Genomic DNA, 13,476 nt, shown 5'->3' on the forward strand with positions numbered 1-13,476 from the left:
GCGTCGCCGCGCTCCCGTCGGCCCCGCCACACCCGCTCCGTCCCCCGCCGCGGGCGAACGTCTGACATACTGTTTTCAGGGAGGACGACGTAGGCCGCGTATGACCAGTCTCTCGGAGGCGTACGGCGGACGGGGGCGCTCCGAGGTCGACCCGCGTCGGCTCTACCTCGGCGTGGGCTCGTTCGTCGCCGGAACCCTCCTGCTCGTCGTCGGGCTCCTCGTCGCCGCGGAGGTCACTCTCCCGAGCGGCTACAGCTCCGGCGAGGCGCGGCGGCTCGGCGGCGTGCTCGGCGGCGTGGGCGTCCCGTTGGTGTTGCTCGGCGTGATGACCGTGCTCCCCGCGGACCGGAACACGCGCGTCGCCGCCGTGGTCGGCGCGAGCGTGATGTGTCTCGGCGTCGCGCTGTTCGCGTACGCCTACCCCTACCACTGGGTCAGCGGACCGCGCCCGGAGCTGACCGACCTGACCCTGCCGACCGCGGGCCTGTACTTCGTCGGCGCCGCGACGACGCTGTGGAGCGTGTTCATCGGCGTCGCCAACTTCAAGACGCGCAACGATCCCGGCGGCACCGTCACGATGGAGGTGACCCACAAGGGCGAGACGAAGATCATCGAGGTCGGCCGCGACCAGCTCGACGGGATGGGCGGCGTCGGGCTCCTCGGCGGGACCCCCGACGGCAACGTGGAGACGCAGACGAACCGGCCGGACCGCGCGGGGCGGACGGACGCGACGACGAGGAACGGAGCGTCGACCGGACGCGGATCGCCGTCCGACGCGGGGTCGACGACCGGATCCGGAACCGGTCTCGGCGCGAACTCGTCCGGGGGCGCCTCGGACCGGCGAGGGAGCGGCTCCGCCGGCGTGAGCGACGGCGGCGAGGCCGACGCGGACATCCGGTCGCCCCTCGACGACGCGGGACCGGCCGGCGGGCCGAATGGGCCCGCGGGACCGGGGTCCGACGGGCAAGCCGGCGCCGACGTCTCGCCCGGCGTCGACGCCGCCGCGCGCGACGGTCCCGGCGACACCTACTGCGGGAACTGCGCTCACTTCGACTACGTCCGGACCGATCAGGGGATGCAGCCGTACTGCGGCCACCACGACGAACTGATGGACGACATGGATGCCTGCGAGGAGTGGACGCCGCGGTAGCCCCGCAGGACGCGCTTTTCGCCTCCCGCCGACTGTCCCTCTGTCCCTCTTTCGCTCGCCGCTTACCCGCTCTTTCGCTCGCCGACGCTCGCCGCCGACGGGAGCTGCGACTCGGCGACGGCGAACGCGAGCGTGCTTAACACCGCGGTGAGCGTCCCGGCCGCGAGCGCCATCGCGAGGTCCGGGAGCGCGAGCGACGTGACGCCCCGCGCGTCCGGCAGGAAGAACCCGGAGACGGCGTACAGCACGACCGCGATGGAGAGGACGTAGAAGGGGGCGTTGAGGTACCGCCACCGGAACCGGCCGCCGAGGTACTCGTCGGTGATCTGGCCGAGGCTGGAGGTGATCCCGGCGACAGCGAGCCACTGGACGAAGCCGTGGACGAACGCGGCGAGGGTCACGCCGACCGTGATCGAACCGCCGCGGACCGCGCTGACCGTCTCAACCGTCTCGACGCCCTGCACGCCGCCGACGACGATCAGCGCGAGCGCGACGACGTAGGTGACGAGGGTCACGCGCCCCGTGTAGAGGACGTTCCGCACCGTCGAGGCCGCCCCGTCGACGGTCTCCTCCAGCCCGAGCCCGCGGAACAGCGAGTAGAGTCCAACGAGCCCGGAGAGGATCCCGAGGACCGCCGCCCCGGCGACGTCGAAGAGGTTCGCGACGACGACGAGCGGGTAGATCAGGAGGAGGACGCCGAGCGGGACCAAGATCGTGCCGCGGGTCTCCGGGTCGGCCAGCACCTGCTTGATCGTGTAGTAGAGCGACTCCAGGTCCTGCGCCTGCCGGACGACGACGCGGCGCATCCCGTCGATCGGCATCCGCGAGCGGATCACCGGGAGGACGGACTCGTCCTGTGCGCCGTCGGTGATCACGACCGCGGAGACCTCCTCGCCGGTCGACAGCTCGGCGAGGACGCGGTCGACCTCCTTCCCGACCGCGCGGTTCGCCTTCACGTCGGAGCCCTCGACGCCGGTGACGGCGGCGACCTCGACCTCCTCGCCGCCGGCCGCCAGCTCGTCGTGGACGTTCACGCCCTGGAAGAGGACGTTCACGTCCGAGTCCTCCGGGTCGGCCGTCGCGAGCGCGACGGCGGCCTCCGTGACGTCGTCGGCGCCGATCACCGGGGTGGGGATCCCGGTCTTCCGGCCGAGGTCGTCGTCGAGGTCGACGCAGAGGACCAGCAGCATTACGCGAGGCTAAGCGAGGGGCCGGCATATGTTTTCGGCTCGGGGCGGCGGCTCAGGTCGCGGTCTGAGTCGGCCGCTCGCGGGGCGCGGGGTTCGGGTCCCGCACGTCCGGTCCCGTGCACCCGGTCGCGTCCCCTCGGCCACCGCCGATCAGTCGCCGCCGATCAGTCGCCGCCCGACGCCGGCTCGTGTTCGATCCCGTTCATCATCTGACGGACGTTCTCGCCGTCGCTGAACGCGGCCGGGTACGCCGCGAGCGGGAGAACGAAGTCGTCGCCGGCCGCGATCGGCTCGCCGATGTGGAGCTCCAGCTCCGTGCTCGTCCCCGTGCCCGCGATCTCGCCCTCGACCGCGTACACGACCACGTCGGCGTCGGCGCCGAGGACCGTCGTCGTGTACTCCGAGCCGCGCTCTAAGTCGCCGACGTTCTCGTAGCGGCTCAGGATGAGCTCGGCGCGCTCGCGGGTGCTCATCTCGGCGATCGGGTTGAGGGCCTGCCCGAGCACCTGCACCTGCGGCGTCGTCACCGCGGCGAAGACGGCGGCCTGGTAGCGCTCGCCGAACAGCTCGACGGCCTTGTCGTACTCGGCGACGGTGTTCGTCACGCGGACCTCGCGCGTCTGTCCGGCCACGTCGAACTCGCGCGAGACGGTCCGATCGGTCACCTCGTTGAGCTCGTACCCGCTCTCCGAAAGCGTCGCGTCCGCGACCGTCGCGGTGCCCGCGGTGAACTCGGCGGGCTCGCCGGTGGCGACGTCGAGCGCGGTGCAGCCGGCGAGGCCGGCGAGCGCGACCGCACCGCCGGCGGCGAGCGCGCGACGGCGAGTGAACGTCTCGGCGTCGGCTGACTCGGCTCTCTCGTCCGCGGTCGGCTCTCGGGTCATGGTCCCCGGTCGCGTCGGGGGCGGTACATACTTTGTGTTCGTCCGGTCCAAGATGTTGAATCGCAGACACGGACCATTCACGGCGACCGCGACGCCCGCGTGACAACGCCTCTCCCGGGAACGCAGAGTTCGGACGCTTTTTGAGGCCGCGGGCGGTAGAGGGGGGTAGATGATCTCCAAGGGCTGTGAACAGTGCGCCAAGGGCGGTAAGATGGTGCTGTTCGTCTACGGCTACTGCGACCAGCGGGACTGTTTCTACTGCCCCCTCGGAGAGAACCGGAAGAACGTCACGGACGTGTACGCCAACGAGCGGAAGGTCGAGTCTGACGCGGACGTGATCGAGGAGGCCAAGCGCATGAGCGCGCTCGGCACCTCGATCACCGGCGGCGAACCGCAGGAGGCGATGGCGAAGACGACGCGCTACCTCGAGCTGCTGAAAGACGAGTTCGGCGAGGACCACCACACCCACCTGTACACGGGAATTACGGGCGGCCGCGAGAACATGCGCCGCCTGTCGGAGGCGGGCCTCGACGAGATCCGCTTCCACCCGCCGGTGGAGCTGTGGGGCGACATGCACGGGACCGAGTGGGAGGAGATCCTGTACATCGCCCGCGAGGAGGGGCTCACGCCGGCCTTCGAGATCCCCGGCATCCGCGCGGAGACAGAGTTCCTGGAGTTCCTCGACGAGGGCGCCGCGGAGTTCTGTAACATCAACGAGTTCGAGATGTCCGACGGCAACTACCGCCGGATGCAGGAGGAGGGGTTCGAGCTGCAGGACGGTCACATGTCCGCCGTCGAGGGGTCGAAGGACGACGCGATCGTCTCCGAGATGGCGAGCCACGAGAAGGTGTACTTCTGTACGTCGGTGTTCAAGGACGCCGCCCAACACCGGAACCGGCTCAAGCGGATGGCGAAGAACATCCGCCGGGAGTTCGACGAGGTGACCGACGACGGCACCCTCGTCTACGGGAAGGCGTTCGCCGCTCCCGAGCGCTTCGAGGCGCTCGGCGTCCCCGAGGAGTTCTACACCGTCAAATCGAGCCACGTCGAGGTCGCGTGGTGGCTCTTAGAGGAGATGGTCGAGGACGGCGACCTCGACGAGGGGGAGATCGTCGAGCAGTACCCGACCGTCGACGGCACCGTCGTCGAGCGCACCCCGGTCGCCTGAGCGGCTTCTCGGTCGTCGCTTTCGCGTCGCTTCGGGACGGTTTCGACCAATAGTGAGACGAGTTCACATACCACACTTATGAGGGATCGGCGCGTACCCCCGCGCATGGCCTCCGAAGAACCCGTATTCGCCGACGTGAGCATCGGACAACCGGTGTACGACGAGGACGGCGATCAGCTCGGGACGGTCCGAGGGGTCGACGACGACGGCTTCTACGTCTCGTCGCCGTCCGGATCGGGGTCGCTGAGCCTCACGGACGCCCGCGACGTGTTCGGGACCGCCTACGTGATGTGGCGCTGCTGGGAGTGCGGCGAGATGGGCGAGATCGGGACGGAGCTCCCCGAGAACTGCCCGAACTGCGACGCGCCGCGCGAGGAGCTGTACTACTGGGCGGAGGACTGAACCCGGCGCGGACACCGCGCTATCGGCTCGACCACTTATAAGTGAACGACCGCAGACCGACGGTGAACAGTGCCGAAGCCCCAGCCGCTCGGCTGTATGCGGTCGATACCGGACCGCAGCCTCACGCCTCCCCAGCCTTGCGGTTCGCGCTCTCCGAGCGCTCACCGGCTCCCTCGCGCGTGCTCCTCGCGCCCGCTGGGCGCTCGGAGGCACGCGCCGACCGCCCGTTTATTTATAAATGATCGTCGTCTTCGCTGTCGCGCTCGGCCTTCTCGTCCGATTCGTCGTCCACCTTGTCGCGGAGTCGTTCGACCTCCGCCTCCAGCTCCGCGATCCGGTCGGCGTCCGCCTCCTCGCCGTCGGAGCGCAGTTTGACGAACAGCACCGCTCCCGCGATGAGGACGATTGGAACGCCGAAGAGAAGCACGAGGATGATCAAAATGATCACGAGTTCAGGACCGGCAGGGATGCCGCCGAACGCGGGGATCGTGGGGACCATGCGGCCACCCACTCGGCGACGCGACTAAAACGATCGGGGCGAGGGCGTTCCCGCGGCGGTCGGCGCTCACCCGCCGTCGACGAAGTCGCCGAGGTTCGCCTGCAGGCCGGCCGCGAGCGTCGACTTCCGCCGGAGGCGACCGAGCGACACGGGGAGGTGCTCGGCGACCCCGTGGACCGCCTCCCCGAACGTCTCGGCGGTCCCGCGCTCCCCCTCGAAGGCGTTCCGGACGGCCTCGCGCACCTGCCAGACGCCGACGGGGCCCCAGTAGTCGTCGGAGACGTGCCGCAAGACGAGCGCCTTCGCCTGTCGCCCGCGGTCGTCGAGGTGTTCGAGGACGCCAAGCCGGGCCGCGTAGTAGGCGCCGGCCGTCTCCTCGACGTACCCGGTCCGCCCCTCGCGGCCCTCGCTGGCGGCCGAGAGGGAGACGCCGGCCTCGGGGTCGGGGTTCCAGATCGAGCCGGGCGACTTCATCTCGACGAGCTCGTACTCCCACCGGCCGGGGATCAGGATCACCCAGAATGCGTTGCCGAGGTACTCGTTCCGGTGGACTTCGATCCGGTCGACCGTCGGATCGTCGCGGATCGATCCCCGGAGGAACTGCCCGACGGTGTCGTCGACCGCGGTGATCGACCAGCGCGTCGGGACCAGCCGTCGGTCCTCCCCCCGCCCGAGCGCGCCCGCGGAGAGGATCGTGTTGATCTCGTACACGTCGAACCCGCGGCGATAGAGGTACGTCATCGCCCCCTCCGCGCGCCAGTCGTCGTCCTCGAGGGTCTTCTGCACCGGCCGGGGGACGTGCGGGTTCTCCCCGAGTTCGGCGGTTCGGGCGGCCGCGCGCGGCCCGGTCGGCGTCTTGATATCCTGCGTGCCGACGTCGAAATCGAGATCGGGCGTCCCGTCGAGCCCGATCTCGACGTCGACCGGGCGGTCGGCGATGGCGACCTCGCGCTGGACGCCGAGCCAGCCGTTCCACGCGTCGTGGACGCTCGCGGCCGGACCGGCGCCGCCACCGACGGATTTGGCCCCGCCGCTCGCGCCGACGTCCCTGACGTCGACGCCCCGCGCCGAGTTGAGCAGGCTCGTCCGGCGGTCGAACACGTCCGAGATGGAGACGCCCTCGTCGTACCACGCCGCGGAGGTCTCGAACGCGGCCGCGCGCTCCTCGCGGCCGACCGGCGACAGCAGCCCGGTCGAGACGTTCGGGTAGTTCGAGCGGCCGACGAAGATCGAGGGGGAGACGCTGCCGACCACGGCGTCGTCGGAGACGTGCTCCTCGAAGCGCCGCTCGAAGGAGTCGAGGTGGTCGAGGATGCCGTAGTCCTTCTCGGCGGCGAGGCGCCGTCGCTCGGCGCGCTCGTTCGCCTCGAACTCGATGAACTCGTCGAGCCGCATTCGTCCACGGTAGGCCCGAGTGCGACTTGACGGTGTCGGCCCGGCCGACCGGGCGGTCCGCGATGGCGAGGCCAGCGTCGTACCCGCCGGTCTCGAACCCGGCGGCGTCGCCGAAGACGGGCTTCGAGACGCGCCGCTCGACGTCGTCGGAGTCGTCGTCGAGACCCACCGCCGGAAGTGGCTGCGCCGCGGCGATCCGGTCCGTCGGCGGGCCGCCCCCAGCGGGCGGCGGCTCCCACTCGATCCCCTCCGTTTCACGAGGTTTACCAAGCCGATAATGAAATGGAACTGCCCCGTCCACCCCCTCGGGTCTCCGTTGACGCACCGCCGGAGCGACGGCGCGCGCCAGCCGGTGACCCCACTCAGACAATGACAGGACCTACACGACGACGCACGCTCGGACTACTCGCTGCATCAGTTGCCGGTCTCGGGTTGACATCTACCGTCACCGCCGCGACGGGCGGCGACGTGACGGCCGACAGCACGGCGCCCGGCGCGACGACGACTCACACCGCGACCGTCACGGTCGACGGCGACGCGGTGGGGAGTTCGTGGAACTCTCTCGTACTCGACTACGAGGCGGCCGACGTGAGCGACGTCGGCGCCGAGGACGTTCAGACCGTCGGGATCGACCGCGGCGACGACGCCGACGGTACGACCGTCGACGTCTCCGCGGCCGACGACGTGAGCAGCGTGAGCGCCAGCGACGACAGCACCACGCTCACCGTCGGCTTCGGTGGCAACTACTCCCTCCAGCAGGGTGACCAACTCGTCGTCCGGTTCACGGACGTCGTCAACCCCGACACCGCGGGGACCACCAGCGTCACCATCGTCGTTAACCAGCAGAGTGCCGCGGAGACGGCGACCGCCGAACTGACGGTCTCCGACTCCGACGACGGGGCCAATTCGACCGACTCCGACGACGGGGACGGCGAGGACACCTGTGCCGCCGTCTCCTTCTCCCCGCAGACGACGACCGGCGACACGGTCGTCGTCGACTCGGTGACGGTTCCGGACGGTGGCTACGTGGCCGTTCACGCGCCGGACCACACGACGCTCGGCGTCAGCGGCTACCTCCCGGCCGGTAGCCACACCGACGTCACCGTCCCGCTCGACGAACCGCTCGCGGCGGATCAGACGCTGCAGGCGATGGCCCACCGCGAGACGAACGGGAACGAGACCTACGACCACGGTCGCTGCGGCTCCGAGGCCGACGGACACTACAGTTGCGACGGCGAGGTCGTCGCCGAGTCCGCGGAAGTCAGCGTCTCCGACGGTTGTTAGAACGGCGCCTCGATTCCGCACCTCCCGGTGCAGTTCGGCGTGAGCTACCCGTGGATCCCCATCGCTTCGATCTGCTCCTGGTACCGGTTACGGATGGTGACCTCGGTCACCTGCGCGACGTCGGCGACCTCGCGCTGAGTCTTCTTCTCGTTACACAGAAGGGAGGCCGCGTAGATCGCGGCGGCGGCGTACCCGGTCGGGGACTTCCCGGAGAGGAGCCCCTTCTCGGCGGTCGTCTCGATTATCTCGTTGGCCTTCGACTGGACCTCCTCGCTCAGCTCGAGCTCGGAGGAGAAGCGAGGCACGTACTTCTTGGGGTCGACCGGACGCATCTCTAAGCCGAGCTCCTGGGAGATGTAGCGGTACGTCCGGCCGATCTCCTTGCGGTCGACCCGGGAGACGTCGGAGATCTCCTCTAGCGACCGCGGGATCCCCTCCTTGCGACAGGCGGCGTAGAGGGCGGCGGTGGAGACGCCCTCGATCGACCGCCCGCGGATGAGGTCCTCGTTGAGCGCGCGTCGATAGATAACTGAGGCGACCTCCCTGACGGAACGGGGGACGCCGAGCGCGCTGGCCATGCGGTCGATCTCCGAGAGCGCGAACTGGAGGTTGCGCTCGCCCGCGTCCTTCGTCCGGATCCGCTCCTGCCACTTCCGTAGCCGGTGCATCTGCGACCGCTTCTTCGAGGAGATGGAGCGCCCGTACGCGTCCTTGTCCTTCCAGTCGATCGTCGTCGTCAGCCCCTTGTCGTGCATCGTCTTCGTCGTCGGGGCGCCGACGCGCGACTTCGACTGCCGCTCCGAGTGATTGAACGCGCGCCACTCCGGGCCGGGATCGATCTGCTCCTCCTCGACGATGAGCCCGCTCTCCTCGTGTATCAGTTCGCCGTCCGCGGTCCTCGTGAGCTCCTCCGGGTCGAAGTCCTCGGGGTCCAGTTCGCCCGCGTCGACCCCCTCGGCGTCGGTTTCGGTCTCGTCGGCGTCCTCGTCCCGCACACGCTGCCGGTCGTGATCCCGTTGCCGGGTTGGCCGTGTCATCGCATTTATATAATATCCGAACGGATTAACTTAAAAGTTCGTGAGGGAGAGGAATTGTCATGCGGAGCCGCCGGCCGACGATCGCGTCGAGCGCCGTCGGAAGGTTCCGCGTCGGTCCCGACGCTTCGGCCTCGCGGGTCACCGTCCGGTCCACCTCCGTTCGGTCGGTTCGGCGGTGCGTCTGCCCGCCGCGAACGACGGTCCGGTCACCACGGCGGGAGGGAGGGACGCGTTCCCCCCCGTATTCGGTCCCCATATATTCGGTTGTTTAAATAGGGAGAGCCGTCGCCGGCGACTCCCCAGCCGGACGGACAGCCCTTTGTCCGGCGAGCACGGACTCGGATCGAATGCCGACGATCGACTGCGATCCGGCGACTGCGCGGGCCCGCCTGGAGGACGCCGGCGTCCGGATCGAAACGGGAAACACCGCCCACGAGCGGTGGCGCGCCGAGCGCGAGGGCGCCGTCGCCGTCGCGTACGACGACAAGGTCGTGGTCCAGGGGAGCGACCCGACCCGCCTGACGAACCTCCTCCGGGATGGGGGCGGCCGCGCGCACGTCTACTTCGACGGCGCCTCCCGCGGGAACCCCGGCCCGGGCGCGGTCGGCTGGTGTCTCGTCACGTCCGACGGCGTCGTCGCCGAGGGCGGCGAGCGGATCGGGCGGGTCACCAACAACCAGGCCGAGTACGCCGCGCTGATCCGGGCGCTGGAGGCCGCCGACGAGTACGGCTTCGAGGCGATCGACGTCCGCGGCGACTCGGAGCTGATCGTGAAGCAGGTGCGCGGCGAGTGGGACGCCAACGACCCAGAACTGCGCGAGAAGCGGGTGCGCGTCCGAGAGCTGTTGGAGCGGTTCGACCGGTGGTCGATCGGCCACGTTCCGCGGGAGATAAACGCGCGCGCCGACGATCTGGCGAACGAGGCACTCGATGACGCGAACTAACGACGAGCCCCCGGAGTGGGCGAAGGAACGGGCGCGAGAGGTGATGGCGGCCGAGGCGGACGCCGCGGGCGACGAGGAGAACGACGCCGAGAGCGGCGCGGCCGGCGGCGAGCGCGTCCCGGACGTGCCGGTCGAGGTCGTCGACGAGGCGGAGCGGCTCACGCGGCTCGCCCGGCGGACCGAGGACGACGCGGCCGCGGCGTTCTACCGCGAGCGCCGCGACGAGCTCGTCGCGGGCCACGACTACGTCCCGCGGCTCCGCGAGGACGACGACACGCTCGTGTTGTACCCCGACGAGTGGATGGCGGACGGGACGGTGCAGCTCGACCGGATCGAGACCACCGACCGGGCCGTCGAGGTGTCGCTGTCCGGACCGGGCGACGCCGACCGATACGACGAGATCGCCGCCTACAACGAGGCGGTCGCCGACGCGGTCGCGGACGCGCACGCGGAGACGCACGCCGACACCGCACGCAGCTTCGCGGCGTTCATGAGCAACCACTACGTGCGCGCGGTGGACGACGCGACCCCCGAGGTACGCGAGGAGTTCCGCGAGGAGTACCTGCCGCGGAACGGCTGGCCGAGCGACGAGCAGCTCGACGCCGTCGAGGAGTCGCTGGCGGTGATCGAGGCGGTCGCCGCCGAGGTCGACGGGCCGGAGGAGTCGTAGTCGAACCCGTATCGCCGATCGCGGCGTCGACGATGGCTGCGGCGTCAACCGCGTCAACGACGACAGCGCCGTCAACAACGAGGGCGACAGCGACGACGACAACGCCGTCGCTCGGGAAGTCGGAAGCGCGCGGTTTTCACCGCGCGTCGTGTGCCAGAATGGTGTCGGTTTCGCGCCGGTGCGTCTCGCGGGGTTCTCGGGCGTTACTCGCCGAGGAGCGCGCGGATCTCGTCGCCGCGCGCCTCGTCGGTAACGAACCGGTCGAGGACCCACTCCAGCTGGCCGAGGACCGCGTCGTGGCCGGCCTCGGTCAGCTCGTACTGGTTCGTCCGCTTGTCGAGCTCGCTCTTCTCGACGAGCCCGTCCGCGACGAGGTCGTCGAGGTTCGGGTAGAGCCGCCCGTGGTTGACCTCGGAGCCGTAGTACGACTCCAGCTCGCGCTTGATGGCGAGCCCGTACATGGGCTCCTCCGACAGGATCGCGAGGATGTTCTGTTGGAACGCCGTTAGGTCCGACGCCGGCCGCGGTGCCTCCGTGTCAGTAACTGCTTGTGCCTCTGACATGGTTAACTGAAGGGAAGCCGAACTTATAACCTTTCTCAAGATTCGTCGGTATTTAAATATCTAACCGCGGAAAACACCTCGATTCCCGCCGGTATCGGTGTCATCGGATGCGACACCACCGATTCGGACCGAGCGCCGTATCCGAACGATCACCGGTCGATGCGGCGTATCCGTGACGATCTGCTAGAGAAATCGGAAAATTCGAACGAAATGTGACAACCGATCAATCAGATCATATCGCCGGTTTCGGGAAGCGAGTCCGGAGCGGAGCGACCGATACCGCATCGTCGGGAGGACGGCGCGGAGAACCCGAAAGGACTTTGCTACCGATGGACCGAATACTGGGCACATGGTCAACCTCTGGGAGGACCTCGAGACGGGCCCGGACGCGCCCGACGAGATCTACGCGGTCGTGGAGTGTCTCAAGGGCGAGCGGAACAAGTACGAGTACGACAAGGACATCCCCGGCGTCGTCCTCGACCGCGTGCTTCACTCGAACGTCCACTACCCGTACGACTACGGCTTCATCCCGCAGTCGTACTACGACGACGAGGACCCCTTCGACGTGATGGTGCTCGTCGAGGACCAGACGTTCCCCGGCTGCGTCGTCGAGGCCCGCCCCGTCGCGCTGATGAAGATGGACGACGACGGCGAGCAGGACGACAAGGTGATCGCGGTGCCCACCGAGGACCCCCGCTTCGACCACATCGAGGACCTCGCGGACATCCCCCAGCAGATCCGCGACGAGATAGACGAGTTCTTCTCGACGTACAAGAACCTCGAGGCCGGCAAGGAGGTCGAGACCCTCGGGTGGGAGGACAAGGCGGCCGCGAAGGCGGCGATCGAACACGCGCAGGACCTGTACGCCGAGGAGTTCGGCGAATAGTCTCGAAACCGGGAGCGAAGCGAATAACCACCGGATATACCCACCCGCGGGCGACATGCGTTATGCCCATGGGTAATTTTTAGTCGTCGCGTCGCGTACGTCCAGACAGAGCCATGAGCGCGAGCACCCCGTCCGTCGGCATCGACCACCCGACGGTCGTCCCCGCCAACTTCGACCCCGACCGCCGCGACGGCGACCGCGAGTCCGCGGATGACGCCGACGGGGACGCCGAGGCGTGATCGCCCCGAATCAGGCGTTCTCGAGGACCGCGGAGAGCCGCTGAGCGTCGGCGACGAACGACTCGAACCGGTCGTCGACCCACTCGACCACCGTCGGCTCCGTGGACTCCAGCACGCACCGGGGGTTGTTCCGGCGGTCGTACGCCGTCACGCAGGCGACGTCGTCGCGCCTGAACACGCCGTACTCGATCGGCTCGGGCGAGACGTAGACGGCCGCGTCGTCGTCGTCGAGCGCGCGGTCCGTCGCCGGTCCGAAATCGGAGACCGACGCCTCGACCACGTCGCGGTCGATGACGAGCTCGACCTCCGCGCCGGCGTCGAGCGCGGCGGCGGCCGCTCGGTTGAACTGTTGGATGACGACGGGCGAGACCGCGCGGATCTCGGCGTCACGACCCCCGCGGAGGAGCTCGGTGATCCGGTCGACCGCGGCGAGCGGGTTCCGGTCCGTCGCGACCGTCAGCTCTCCGGCGTCGATCGCCTCCGCGGGGAATCCGGCGTCCACGCGTTCGAGGTCGGCGGCGAACCCCCCGTAGCGATCGGCCAGCTCCACCTCGTCCAGCAGGGACTCGTACGCGTCGTGAACGCGTTCTCCCGTCGGCGTCACGCGGTAGGTCGCGTCGCGCTTGACGACCCAGTCGCGCTCGCGGAACCCGCCGAGGATCCGCTGGACCGTCGTCCGAGTCGCGTCGACCGCGTCCGTCAGGTCCGCCGGACGGCGCGGCTCCCGACGGAGCGTCCGGAGGATCGCGACCCGGACCGGCGACCCGGCGAGGTACTGTACGCCGTCGTGTCCGTCGTCGGACGTCATCGTATGGCCGGTAGATACGAGCACCGCACGCTTAATCGTACCGCGTCAGGGACGGTGACGGAACGAGACGACGGTGCCGATGGTGTCCTCTCCGTCGATCGTCTCCGTGCTCACGGTGAGGGCGGCGACCGCGTCCGCGCCGAGCGCCTCCTCGATCACCGCGCGGAGCGCGTCGGGGTCGGCCCCCTCTTGCAGCACCGGGACGCGCACCTGCCGTCGGTTGACCGCGACGTCGCCGAGGTCGTAGTCGGTGTGTTCGAACGCGTCTCGTATCGCGGCGGCGGTGTCGGTCATACCCGCCCTCGGTCGCGGGAGGTGAAAAAACGGCGGGCCGGCCGGGTCGCTCGTGATCTCGAA

At 69.3% G+C, this 13,476-nt stretch carries 16 protein-coding genes; 8 read left to right on the top strand and 8 right to left on the bottom strand.

Annotation, left to right across the window (positions count from 1 at the left end; translation table 11 throughout):
• The first annotated feature begins 100 nt into the window (after positions 1-100).
• Positions 101-1,150 (top strand): DUF7139 domain-containing protein, encoded by a 1,050-nt coding sequence (locus FGM06_RS13485; RefSeq protein ID WP_144799748.1) that lies wholly within the window; start codon positions 101-103, stop codon positions 1,148-1,150.
• 62 nt (positions 1,151-1,212) lie between these two features.
• Here FGM06_RS13485 and FGM06_RS13490 read toward each other — a convergent pair whose 3' ends face one another.
• Both FGM06_RS13490 and FGM06_RS13495 read right to left on the bottom strand, forming a co-directional pair.
• A complete protein-coding gene (locus FGM06_RS13490) occupies positions 1,213-2,340 on the bottom strand; it encodes a DUF373 family protein (protein ID WP_144799749.1) in 1,128 nt (375 codons plus the stop codon).
• Between the two features lie 164 nt (positions 2,341-2,504).
• Positions 2,505-3,224 carry a DUF6517 family protein gene (locus FGM06_RS13495; RefSeq protein ID WP_144799750.1) on the bottom strand — a complete coding sequence of 240 codons (720 nt, stop codon included), beginning with the start codon at positions 3,222-3,224 and terminating at the stop codon, positions 2,505-2,507.
• Between the two features lie 169 nt (positions 3,225-3,393).
• On the opposite strand from FGM06_RS13495, the gene FGM06_RS13500 reads away from it, so the two are divergent.
• Positions 3,394-4,392, top strand: a complete 999-nt coding sequence (locus tag FGM06_RS13500; protein WP_144799751.1) for a radical SAM protein — start codon at positions 3,394-3,396, stop codon at positions 4,390-4,392.
• A 105-nt stretch (positions 4,393-4,497) separates the two neighbouring features.
• On the top strand, positions 4,498-4,794 hold the full coding sequence (locus FGM06_RS13505; protein WP_144799752.1) for a DUF7130 family rubredoxin-like protein: 297 nt from the start codon (positions 4,498-4,500) through the stop codon (positions 4,792-4,794).
• 232 nt (positions 4,795-5,026) lie between these two features.
• On the opposite strand, the gene FGM06_RS13510 is transcribed toward FGM06_RS13505, so the two are convergent.
• Both FGM06_RS13510 and nreA read right to left on the bottom strand, forming a co-directional pair.
• A complete protein-coding gene (locus FGM06_RS13510) occupies positions 5,027-5,293 on the bottom strand; it encodes a preprotein translocase subunit TatA (protein ID WP_144799753.1) in 267 nt (88 codons plus the stop codon).
• 66 nt (positions 5,294-5,359) lie between these two features.
• Positions 5,360-6,688: a DNA repair protein NreA gene (gene nreA / locus FGM06_RS13515; protein ID WP_144799754.1), complete on the bottom strand. Its 1,329-nt coding sequence runs from the start codon at positions 6,686-6,688 to the stop codon at positions 5,360-5,362.
• A 468-nt stretch (positions 6,689-7,156) separates the two neighbouring features.
• Between nreA and FGM06_RS13520 the strand changes: the two genes are divergently transcribed.
• Complete coding sequence (locus FGM06_RS13520) at positions 7,157-7,972, top strand: DUF7282 domain-containing protein (protein ID WP_144799755.1); 816 nt, start codon at positions 7,157-7,159, stop codon at positions 7,970-7,972.
• Positions 7,973-8,016: 44 nt separating this feature from the next.
• Here FGM06_RS13520 and FGM06_RS13525 read toward each other — a convergent pair whose 3' ends face one another.
• Positions 8,017-9,009: a transcription initiation factor IIB gene (locus FGM06_RS13525; protein WP_144799756.1), complete on the bottom strand. Its 993-nt coding sequence runs from the start codon at positions 9,007-9,009 to the stop codon at positions 8,017-8,019.
• Positions 9,010-9,356: 347 nt separating this feature from the next.
• On the opposite strand from FGM06_RS13525, the gene rnhA reads away from it, so the two are divergent.
• Together rnhA and FGM06_RS13535 are read left to right on the top strand one after the other, a co-directional pair.
• Positions 9,357-9,953: a ribonuclease HI gene (gene rnhA, locus FGM06_RS13530; RefSeq protein ID WP_144799757.1), complete on the top strand. Its 597-nt coding sequence runs from the start codon at positions 9,357-9,359 to the stop codon at positions 9,951-9,953.
• Positions 9,940-10,623 carry a DUF7108 domain-containing protein gene (locus FGM06_RS13535; protein WP_144799758.1) on the top strand — a complete coding sequence of 228 codons (684 nt, stop codon included), beginning with the start codon at positions 9,940-9,942 and terminating at the stop codon, positions 10,621-10,623. Before rnhA ends, FGM06_RS13535 begins: the two co-directional genes overlap by 14 nt.
• Before the next feature lie 203 nt (positions 10,624-10,826).
• Here the strand turns inward: FGM06_RS13535 and FGM06_RS13540 are convergent, their stop codons facing one another.
• Positions 10,827-11,186 carry a PadR family transcriptional regulator gene (locus FGM06_RS13540; RefSeq protein WP_144799759.1) on the bottom strand — a complete coding sequence of 120 codons (360 nt, stop codon included), beginning with the start codon at positions 11,184-11,186 and terminating at the stop codon, positions 10,827-10,829.
• Positions 11,187-11,535: 349 nt separating this feature from the next.
• Between FGM06_RS13540 and FGM06_RS13545 the strand changes: the two genes are divergently transcribed.
• Positions 11,536-12,072 (top strand): inorganic diphosphatase, encoded by a 537-nt coding sequence (locus tag FGM06_RS13545; protein ID WP_144799760.1) that lies wholly within the window; start codon positions 11,536-11,538, stop codon positions 12,070-12,072.
• 113 nt (positions 12,073-12,185) lie between these two features.
• On the top strand, positions 12,186-12,311 hold the full coding sequence (locus FGM06_RS16365; RefSeq protein ID WP_277752404.1) for a hypothetical protein: 126 nt from the start codon (positions 12,186-12,188) through the stop codon (positions 12,309-12,311).
• 10 nt (positions 12,312-12,321) lie between these two features.
• Here FGM06_RS16365 and FGM06_RS13550 read toward each other — a convergent pair whose 3' ends face one another.
• Both FGM06_RS13550 and FGM06_RS13555 read right to left on the bottom strand, forming a co-directional pair.
• Complete coding sequence (locus FGM06_RS13550; protein WP_144799761.1) at positions 12,322-13,119, bottom strand: helix-turn-helix transcriptional regulator; 798 nt, start codon at positions 13,117-13,119, stop codon at positions 12,322-12,324.
• A gap of 45 nt (positions 13,120-13,164) precedes the next feature.
• Positions 13,165-13,413, bottom strand: a complete 249-nt coding sequence (locus FGM06_RS13555; RefSeq protein WP_144799762.1) for a hypothetical protein — start codon at positions 13,411-13,413, stop codon at positions 13,165-13,167.
• Between the last annotated feature and the right edge of the window lie 63 nt (positions 13,414-13,476).

Source organism: Halorubrum depositum (genome assembly GCF_007671725.1).
Classification (GTDB): Archaea; Halobacteriota; Halobacteria; order Halobacteriales; family Haloferacaceae; genus Halorubrum; species Halorubrum depositum.